Here is a 10,080-nt window from a genome sequence, read left to right as displayed (position 1 = left end):
AATAAAAGTTATGAAATATATTCTCTTCGTTAACTTATAATTAAGAGAAAAAAACTCACCGCATGGCCATTTAAGCCAGGAATAAATTAGCTTCCCGTTCATCATTTTTGTGATCTTGCGCACATCTTTGAGATAACGCACTTTCTTCACCAGTACGTTGCACGCTTTGTCAGCAGAAGATTGCAACAATCTTTCAGAAGGCCGCGAATCCCCCGTTTTGTCGTGGTAATGTATGCACTTTGTGTTAGACGGGATAGGTTTTTAAGATGGAAAAACTGCGGGTAGGAATCGTTTTTGGTGGTAAATCAGCGGAACATGAAGTGTCTCTGCAATCGGCAAAAAACATTGTCGATGCCATTGATAAAAGTCGCTTCGACGTTGTGCTGCTGGGCATTGATAAACAAGGGCAATGGCACGTCAGCGATGCCAGCAATTATCTGCTAAATGCAGACGATCCTGCCCATATTGCGTTGCGCCCTTCGGCGACCAGCCTTGCGCAGGTGCCAGGTAAACATGAGCATCAGCTTATCGACGCGCAAAACGGTCAGCCGTTGCCGACGGTGGATGTCATTTTCCCGATTGTCCACGGTACGCTGGGCGAAGATGGTTCCTTGCAGGGAATGCTGCGGGTCGCCAATTTACCGTTTGTAGGTTCTGATGTTCTGGCTTCAGCAGCCTGTATGGATAAAGATGTCACCAAACGTCTGCTACGCGATGCCGGGCTGAACATTGCGCCATTTATTACCCTGACGCGCGCTAATCGTCACAACATCAGTTTTGCCGAAGTGGAGTCTAAACTGGGGTTACCACTGTTTGTAAAACCGGCTAATCAGGGCTCTTCTGTTGGTGTCAGCAAAGTAACCAGTGAAGAACAGTACGCAATTGCCGTCGATCTGGCGTTCGAGTTCGATCATAAAGTGATCGTTGAGCAAGGGATCAAAGGTCGTGAGATCGAATGCGCAGTTCTGGGCAACGACAACCCGCAAGCCAGCACCTGTGGCGAGATCGTACTCACCAGCGACTTCTATGCCTACGACACCAAGTACATTGACGAAGATGGCGCGAAAGTGGTAGTTCCGGCAGCCATTGCGCCAGAAATCAACGATAAGATCCGGGCGATTGCCGTTCAGGCTTATCAAACGTTGGGATGCGCAGGCATGGCGCGTGTAGACGTGTTTTTAACCCCAGAGAACGAAGTGGTGATCAACGAGATCAACACACTGCCTGGCTTCACCAACATCAGTATGTATCCGAAGCTGTGGCAAGCCAGCGGTCTGGGTTACACCGATCTGATCACACGTTTGATTGAGCTGGCGCTGGAGCGTCACGCTGCGGATAACGCATTGAAAACCACAATGTAATATTTTAACGCCCGATAATATTCTTATTGGGCGTTTTCAGTTTCTTCATCGCGACGACGAATAATCAACCCCGCCAGCCAGAAACTAATCACCCACGTCACCAGACCGACGGCATAGGTCTGCCAACCTTTTGCTTCAAATCCCAGTAACCCCACCACGCCATTAAGAATGAATATAAGGCCAATGGCGAACGCATAGTAGTGCCAGTCACGGCGGATTTTTACAGGCAGATTCATGGCAGCTCCGTTAACGAAAAACAACATCCTTGCATATTCTGTAACAACCGTCTGTGGTGTAGACAACATTTTCGTAATTGTTAATAAATTTAACTTAAGGTTGCCATTTTGTGACTCATAACGAAGATTCACGCTTCGGGAATATTCCCAACATCAATTTACCATGATTCTGATATTGACAATCTAAATGACCTGTCAGACTTGCCATAAGCCGCTGGTATCACACCAGAAGAGAAGCAGATGACTTCCGGAGGTTTTTATGGCTGATTTCACCCTGTCAAAATCGCTGTTTAGCGGAAAATATCGCAATGCCTCTTCAACGCCTGGCAACATTGCCTATGCGTTGTTTGTGCTGTTTTGCTTTTGGGCTGGGGCGCAATTGCTGAACCTGTTAGTGCATGCGCCCGGCGTCTATGAGCGTTTAATGCAGGTCCAGGAAACAGGTCGCCCACGGGTGGAAATTGGTTTAGGTGTCGGCACCATTTTCGGGCTGATCCCGTTTTTAGTAGGCTGCCTCATTTTTGCAGTGGTGGCGCTATGGCTGCACTGGCGACATCGCCGCCAGTAAGATTTACGTTGCCAGATACGGCCTAAAACGCCTTATCTGGCATGACATTCCTGTTTGATCACTGTTTCATACAACGCGCCCGCCGTTCGTCTACGCGCTTCGCAAACCAGGCCGTAGTCAGGTTGCGGGTGATTTTCGGGCTTTCCAGTTGAATGCCAGGCAACATTTCGCGGGGTAGTGATTTACCCGTTTTCGCTTCGGCAAGTTGATAAACTTTCTTGTACAGCGCCGTCTCCTCAAAAGAGAAGCTGTCACCTTTCTCTAACTGACGGCGAATTTCGCTGTCGCTCATCCCCAGTTTTCCCGCCAGTTTGCGCGTTGCCAGTTCGGTTTTCCCGGGTTCTTTACTGTCGTAACGAATTAAATCACCGTCCAGTGCCAGCTTCACGCCGCTGGCCTTACTGACTGCGTTCTGAAACGCGGCATTACGGCTGGCGTACCAGCCAGCGTTAAAATCAGCAAAGCGGTATATCGGTGCGCTATAGCTGGCGGGATAATTCAGTAAATGGTAAGTACCAAACCACAACCCGCCGCGGCGACTGAAGACTTCCTGACGAACTGTACCGTCCATTTTCCACGGATACCCTTTGGTATGCTGTTCGGCAAAAGCAATGCTGACCTGCATCGGCCCACCGGTGCGCACAGGATTAAGCGAACCAAACAGCGTCTGCCCCATTGGTACCATGCTGATCAGATCGTCAAAAATCGCGCTCAATTGCTTTTCTGTACGCACCGAATCTAACCGTTCGCTATAACTTTTGCCGTTTGGCGATTTGATTTTTAGCGCGGTATGAACCAGAAAAGCAGGAATGTGCATCCGTTCAGCACGACGGTCAATCTCTTGCCAGGCGATCTTGCTTAAGCCCGGAACGGCCGGATCTGCCTGATAATTTGACTCCTGCTGCGCCACCGCCAGCACCGAGCAGACGTTTTCCAGCGTCGGTGCCAGCCCCTGACTTTCAAAGGTGGTGGCGAGATCTTTCGCCCAGGCATCGCGGTCTTTCACGCTCGCAGGCATCTTCTGCCGCACGACGCTCGCTACATCTATCGCTTTTTCGCCCTTTTTCAACGGTTGCGGAGCCTGACTACTACACCCCGCTAAAACCAGAACCGCCAACAATGACAGCGAAGATAGATGATTGACGCGCGACATTACTTCTCCTTTTTAGCTCAAGGTATGGGTTACTTCCTGAATTTTGTCACCATCCAGCTCATGTTCAAAGCTGCGCAGACGTTTGTAGATAGACATCAACTCAACCAGTGTGGTCCATGAGTTAATCAGGTACTGGAAAGCACCGCGAACCTGACCAAAAACGTTGGTAATCTGCGTCATCAGGCCGAGCGTAATCGTACCGGCAACAATTGACGGAAACAGCAAGAACAAACCGAAAACGTTATCGACCTGCAAATAGAGAATGCGGGCGATGTTGAAATACATATAGTGAAAATAGAGGCGAAAATAGTTTTTCCGTACGGCGCTAAACAGCTCGCGTACCGTAGGCGGCGTCGCGCGCGTGGCATCGTCTTCACCATAAACCAGCTCTTTACGGTAGGCGGCCTCTACTCGCTGGTTTTTAAACTCCAGCCCCGGCAGTTTGATCCCTACCACTGCCAGCAATCCGGTCCCCATCAGCGACCAGACGATAGCGGCAATCACCAGACCATACGGAATGTGCCCGACAATTGGCAGCTCCGGCACATGTGCGGAGAGCGTTACCAGCACCGGCAGGAAGGCGATCAACGTCATGATGGCGTTGATAAAACTGACGCCCATATTCTCCAGCGTTGAAGCAAAACGCATGGTGTCTTCCTGCACACGCTGTGCGGCCCCTTCGATATGACGCAGTTGTTGCCAGTTCGCCATGTAATATTCGTTCATCGCCGTACGCCAGCGGAACACGTAGTGACTGACAAAGAAGTTGTTCAGTACACTGATCACCACCGCGATCAGCGCAATCCCCAGAAAGACGCCCACTTCGCGGTAAAATTGTTCGATAGTGACTTTATGCGGCGAACTTAGCGCGGTTTGAATCAGATCATAGAACGGTGCATACCAGGCGTTGACGGCGACCCCGACTTCCACCAAAAACCAGGTGACGAAGATGATCAGTGCAGTACCGAGTATTGACCAGTATTGCCAACGGTGCGGGCTGTAGATAAACCAGAAAAATGCAAAAAGTCCTACGCAAACAATGTAGTAAGCGTAAAAAATCAGGAAATCCAACGACCAGAAACGCGCGGCGCTAATCGGGATCTGCCCGGAAGCGCCGGTGATACGCGCCACCCAGTCACCCCCACCGGCTTGCCAGAAGATAACGGCAATCAATGCCCAAACAAAGGCCGAGAGAAAAAACGTTCCCGGCTTTGGGAAAAAAGACTTAAACATATGCACTCCTGCTAACTTCTTATCGTTTTAACAACTGCTGTGTATTAACCGCATGACCGCTACAAAGCGTCAGCCAAATGAAACCGCCCATTGTGACCCATAGCAAGGCGCTTAGTTCGCCAGCCTGACCATAAGAATTGTTTCGACGGATTTCACAAACCAAAGATTGTTTACATAAGCGGATTAACACGCGCAGGATCACAAATGCAGGCATTGGTGAGCAGGAAAAAGATCGTGTTTACGCGCCGTTACGTTTTTAACACTATTATTGCACTAATTCGCCCTTTGCAATCCATCAATGAGTAGTATAAATACGCTCAGTTACCTTCATTCAATCTATGGACACCACCGTTGAAACGTAGTCTGCTTTTTTCTGCCGTGCTGTGTGCGGCGTCATTGACCTCCGTCCATGCGGCGCAGCCGATCACTGAACCGGAGTTTGCCTCTGATATTGTCGATCGTTATGCCGATCATATTTTTTACGGCAGCGGTGCCACGGGGATGGCGCTGGTTGTTATCGACGGTAACCAGCGCGTCTTTCGCAGTTATGGCGAAACGCGACCTGGTAATAACGTTCGCCCGCAGCTGGATTCGGTCGTGCGTATTGCTTCCCTCACCAAGCTAATGACCAGTGAAATGCTGGTGAAATTGCTCGACCAGGGGACCGTGAAGTTAAACGATCCGCTAAGTAAATATGCTCCGCCAGGCGCACGCGTGCCAACCTACAATGGGACGCCCATTACCCTAGTGAATCTGGCAACCCATACCAGCGCCCTGCCCCGTGAACAGCCCGGTGGCGCGGCACATCGTCCGGTGTTTGTCTGGCCAACGCGCGAGCAACGCTGGAAATACCTTTCTACGGCGAAGCTGAAAGCCGCGCCAGGCAGTCAGGCGGCGTACTCTAACCTTGCGTTCGACCTGCTGGCAGATGCACTGGCGAATGCGTCCGGCAAGCCTTATACCCAGTTGTTTGAAGAGCAGATTACCCGTCCATTGGGGATGAAAGACACCACCTACACCCCCTCACCGGATCAGTGCCGCCGTTTAATGGTTGCTGAGCGCGGTGCCAGTCCGTGCAATAACACGCTGGCGGCAATTGGCAGCGGCGGCGTCTATTCCACGCCTGGCGATATGATGCGCTGGATGCAGCAGTATTTGTCATCTGATTTTTATCAGCGCAGTAACCAGGCAGATCGCATGCAGACGTTGATTTATCAGCGCGCGCAGTTTACGAAAGTGATTGGCATGGATGTCCCCGGCAAAGCGGATGCGCTTGGTTTAGGCTGGGTATATATGGCCCCGAAAGAGGGTCGTCCGGGGATTATTCAGAAGACAGGCGGTGGTGGCGGTTTCATTACCTATATGGCGATGATCCCGCAGAAGAATATTGGCGCGTTTGTGGTGGTCACTCGTTCGCCGTTGACGCGCTTTAAAAATATGAGCGATGGCATCAATGATCTGGTGACCGAGCTAAGCGGGAATAAACCGTTGGTTATCCCCGCATCCTGATTAATACTCTGAAGGCAAACGGTTGATAGCGACCAGTTTGCCTTTATTCATTTCGATATAGCCGCCTTTACGCAAAGCAGCGAGAACTTCTGCGACGACAGAACGCGATATGCGTGTACGTTGATGGATATAATTCATCACACCAATACGTGATCGCAATTCTTCATTCCAGTCAATCATTGATAATAATGTTGCGCGGATTTGTTCGTAGGAATTATGCCCAATGAGCTGCACGTCGCGTAATTCCAGAATTCTATTTTGCCAGGCTAACCAGTAAAAAGCGTCTCGCCAGAGTTGATTTTGTTCAATAAGCGTAATGGTTTGTTTGGCTGGTAGATGATATCCCGTACAATTTCCTTCTGATATTAATTTGTATGGTATATCGTTTTTCATTAAACCATCAGCCAGCCCCATAATATAAGGAGCCTGGGTAATACCGATAAGTACGTTTTCTTCTCTACGCAGAGAGATAACGCCCTCTAAAATAACGAAAGTATCTTCGCTATTGACATCACTGGAAAATATAACTTGCTTTTCATTATTAAACTCGAAGCGCGTACCGTATCTGGACAAACATTTATCGAGCTTACCAAATTCCTGAAGAGGTTTAACTACAGATAACATTTGCGCGTCCTTTGCAGTAATGCCCGTCAAATCCTTGACGGGCATTATTTAGATTAAATTACCAGAATTTCTTCGGAGTGAAGAATATTACCAGGTATATTTAACACCCACGTTCGCGGACCAGTCTTGATCTACGTCACCACCACCGAGGTAGTTAGCATCGGTATAGGCGCTGAAGTTCTTGGTGAAGCTGAACTGAGTACCCAGACCAACACGTACCGCAGACCCTTCAGTACCGTTATCGATGGAATCACCGTTCACATCGTTATCGTTGTTAGAGTCGTCGTAGACGTAAGCCAGTTTGAAGTACGGAGTCAGAGCCTGATCTTCGCTGTAGGTGAAGGTATAACCTGCATCTACACCCAGTTCATAACGCATGCTGTCGTAAGACTGACCGTCAACTTTCATGTCGTTGCTCAGCTGGTAGTCATCACCAGACTGGAACAGACCAGAAACGCTGCCGTAAGGAGTCACGTAACCAGCATCACCCAGTTTGAAGTCGTAACCGGCTTTCAAACCGAAGCCCCACGCGTCAGAGTTGGTGCTACCGTCAACGTAAGTACCGTTGCTCATGGTTGCAGACAGGTCGTTGTTGAAGTGAGAGTAGCTCAAGCTACCATCAACAAAGACGTTGTTCGCGAAGTGAGCAGAAGAGTAGATGTAGGCAGTCTGGCTGTCTTGATCCACCTGACCAGAACGGTCATTCATGTCACCTTTAGCGAAGCCTGCAGCCGCACCGACGATCCACTTAGCGTTGTTACCGTCAATTTTGGTATCAACACCGACCATGATGCCGTTAACATCCTGATCATAGTTGATGGTGCCGTTGTCGCCGTTGAAGTTACCACCGAAGTAGCTTACCCATGCGCCGCCGTTATCAGCCAGGCCATGACGAGAGTTGGTCAGACGAGTACCAACGGTGTCTTGTTCCAGGTTCCAGATATTGGTGTTCGCAGACGGGATGCTCAGCGCCATGTTAGCGTAGTCGGTCAGCTCCATCTGTTGCAGAACAACGGTGTTACCGCGCTGTTCAGCCTGATAGGTGTATGCACCCAGGTCAGCTTTGTTAGCAGCAGAGAAGGTCGCGTTGCTGTTTTTGTCGTTGACGTAGATCAGCTCGTTGCCGTTGTAGTCAGCGATAGAACCAGCACCAGTTGCGTTGTCGATACGAACTTTGTAGTTACCGGTTGCAGCTGCAACATGGTCACCGTTGTTATCAACTTCGTTCTGACCAGCTTCGATAGAAGCAGTGTTGTCGTTATCGCCGTTACCGTTAATGGTCAGGTGACCATCAGAGTTCATTGCGATTAAGCCATAACCGTAGTTTGACTTGGTAGTATCGTTGGTACGGTCGTTGGTCAGGTCTGCATCAAGTACGAAGCGGTTGCTTTCGATGTTGAACACACCAGCGTGAATGTTACCACTGGTATCAGTAGTGCTGGTCAGGTTCAGAGTATCAACCTGCAGAGCATTCGCCGCAGTGTTACCTACATCCAGAATACCGTCGTTAGTCACTTTGATGTTGTTGGCATACAGAGCAGCATCACCTACAGCCCAACCAGCAGAAACTTCATCAGAAATGGTTACGGTACTGTTGTCGACAGTCAGTGAATCAGTTGCAACATGACCATCTTCGTTGATGTTCAGCGCAGAAAGACCTGTCAGAGAGATAGAGTCAGAAATCAGCGTTGAATCAGCAACATTAACAGTTGAACCACTGTTGATGCTCAGAGTATCAATCAGAGAAGTTTTGGTGGTATCCCACTGTGAACCGGTATTCAGGGTCACATTGAACAGACCGCTCTGGTAAACCTGATTACCAGTAATATGATCGAATTCACTGTAACTTGTATCATCGTTTTCAACACCAACGGTTGATAACGGCCACAGGCTATTATCCTCAATATCAATCAGAGTTGCAGTTGCCTCGGTGCCAACACCGTATGTAGCGATGTCACCTTTACCATCTCCATCAACATCAATAGAACCAGTTTGATGAACAGATTGTGCTGCCCCTACCCATTTACTACCGTTATTTAATGTCAGATCCAGGCGATCTGTTCCATCCCAACCGTTGGTGTCTACTTCACCATCAGCATCGCGATAACTATCTGCACCACGTGGGAAGAAGTTTTCATCAAAGTTGCTAGAGAAGATTACATCGCCCATCAAAGTAGAGTTACTAAAGTCAGCGGTGGTCTGCATAGCATTATCAGCATTCGGATGTGCAACTACAGCTAATGCAACATCATCCCAGCTTGCAATAGTGCTATCAGCAACACCATCTCCGTCAGTATCTACGGTGACAAAGTTAGATTTACCACTATAATCGCTGGCATTACCTGTATTACCGAACCAACCAGTAGTACCTTCATCAGTCCATGAACCAGAGGTCACGGTTGAATCTTTAACAGTGATGGTGTTATTAAACACTTCGCTGCTGTTTACGCCAGTGCTGACAGTGTTGTCGTCAATATCTTCCCACTCATAACCCTGAGTCAACGTAATACCCGCAACGTGAGAGTTATTAGTGATGGACAGATCAACTTCCTGATCCAGAGTAATAGCCGTACCAATGTTGTAAACGTCTACAACATGAGTATCAGCGGCATTATTGTAAGTGCCGTTATATGTGTAGTGTTCGTAGTTGTCGTCGATCGTTGAATTATCAACAGTCAGCGCCAGACGGTCATGGTAGTAATCATCCGCACGATCAGCACAATCAGTTGTCATGCACTCGGAATAAATCATACCGTGAATAGTGCTGTTTTTGATTGTCAGACTATTGGCGTTGGTATTGGTAGAAATACCGTCGTCCAGATAGTAGGTAGAAATCACGCCGTTAACGGTAGCGTTATTAATGACCGGGTAGATATCGCCGTTGTAATAGCTATCAGCGGCATAGTTGTTCCAGCCTACATAACCATCATAGTAAACGTCATCAGCATAGGTGGCGTCGTTGTAGTGATGGAAAGTATTGTAAGTTTGACCAGAAATATCGTTGGTCGCTGCATTAGCCTGAGAGGTGATAGCCAGAGTGCAAGCCAATGCTAATTGTGATACTACAAGTTTCTTTTTCCAGGAGTGCATTTGTCATCCCTCCTCAGGGACGTAATAAGTTGATCCATCAATTATCAATGCATAGAAAACATATTATGTTTCGCGCTAACGATTATGCTGCATTACAGACGAATGGTTCAATTATTCTTTCCCCTAAGTCCGAATGTGGACATATATAATTTATGGAGAAAAACACGCATCAAATTGATAAAAGGACGATATTTCAACATGTTGCAGATAATGTTATTTTTGATACATACGCGTTATAAATATCAAAAACACAAACCAGATAAATATCTTATCAATATACAACAAAGTTTGAATTATTCAATTTAT

At 48.2% G+C, this 10,080-nt stretch carries 9 protein-coding genes; 3 read left to right on the top strand and 6 right to left on the bottom strand.

Features of this window, described 5'->3' with window-relative positions; translation table 11 throughout:
• Positions 1 to 189, bottom strand: a 189-nt coding sequence (locus tag QZF50_RS20675; RefSeq protein ID WP_076841218.1) for a hypothetical protein, incomplete at its 3' end; no start/stop codon positions are given.
• A 77-nt stretch (positions 190 to 266) separates the two neighbouring features.
• On the opposite strand from QZF50_RS20675, the gene ddlA reads away from it, so the two are divergent.
• The gene (ddlA, locus tag QZF50_RS20670; RefSeq protein ID WP_000413677.1) at positions 267 to 1,361 is read left to right on the top strand and encodes a D-alanine--D-alanine ligase; all 1,095 of its coding nucleotides are present in this window, start codon (positions 267 to 269) and stop codon (positions 1,359 to 1,361) included.
• Between the two features lie 23 nt (positions 1,362 to 1,384).
• On the opposite strand, the gene QZF50_RS20665 is transcribed toward ddlA, so the two are convergent.
• On the bottom strand, positions 1,385 to 1,597 hold the full coding sequence (locus QZF50_RS20665) for a DUF2754 domain-containing protein (protein WP_001295334.1): 213 nt from the start codon (positions 1,595 to 1,597) through the stop codon (positions 1,385 to 1,387).
• A gap of 259 nt (positions 1,598 to 1,856) precedes the next feature.
• Here QZF50_RS20665 and QZF50_RS20660 point away from each other — a divergent pair, with 259 nt between their 5' ends.
• The gene (locus QZF50_RS20660) at positions 1,857 to 2,165 is read left to right on the top strand and encodes a YaiY family protein (protein WP_000763151.1); all 309 of its coding nucleotides are present in this window, start codon (positions 1,857 to 1,859) and stop codon (positions 2,163 to 2,165) included.
• A gap of 58 nt (positions 2,166 to 2,223) precedes the next feature.
• Here QZF50_RS20660 and yaiW read toward each other — a convergent pair whose 3' ends face one another.
• Both yaiW and sbmA read right to left on the bottom strand, forming a co-directional pair.
• On the bottom strand, positions 2,224 to 3,318 hold the full coding sequence (gene yaiW, locus QZF50_RS20655; RefSeq protein ID WP_000092043.1) for a surface-exposed outer membrane lipoprotein YaiW: 1,095 nt from the start codon (positions 3,316 to 3,318) through the stop codon (positions 2,224 to 2,226).
• Between the two features lie 12 nt (positions 3,319 to 3,330).
• Entirely contained in the window at positions 3,331 to 4,551 is a 1,221-nt protein-coding gene (gene sbmA, locus QZF50_RS20650; protein WP_001298543.1) for a peptide antibiotic transporter SbmA, read from the bottom strand.
• Between the two features lie 351 nt (positions 4,552 to 4,902).
• Between sbmA and ampH the strand changes: the two genes are divergently transcribed.
• Entirely contained in the window at positions 4,903 to 6,060 is a 1,158-nt protein-coding gene (gene ampH, locus QZF50_RS20645; protein ID WP_000830741.1) for a D-alanyl-D-alanine-carboxypeptidase/endopeptidase AmpH, read from the top strand.
• Here ampH and iprA read toward each other — a convergent pair whose 3' ends face one another.
• Together iprA and ehaB are read right to left on the bottom strand one after the other, a co-directional pair.
• Positions 6,061 to 6,684 (bottom strand): hydrogen peroxide resistance inhibitor IprA, encoded by a 624-nt coding sequence (gene iprA / locus QZF50_RS20640; protein WP_001295817.1) that lies wholly within the window; start codon positions 6,682 to 6,684, stop codon positions 6,061 to 6,063. It abuts the gene before it with no gap.
• A gap of 87 nt (positions 6,685 to 6,771) precedes the next feature.
• Positions 6,772 to 9,774: an autotransporter adhesin EhaB gene (gene ehaB, locus QZF50_RS20635; protein WP_000556465.1), complete on the bottom strand. Its 3,003-nt coding sequence runs from the start codon at positions 9,772 to 9,774 to the stop codon at positions 6,772 to 6,774.
• Positions 9,775 to 10,080: the final 306 nt, after the last annotated feature.

This window comes from uncultured Escherichia sp., from assembly GCF_948475835.1.
Taxonomy (GTDB): Bacteria; Pseudomonadota; Gammaproteobacteria; order Enterobacterales; family Enterobacteriaceae; genus ECMA0423.
This window is presented reverse-complemented; position numbering and strand designations above follow the sequence as displayed.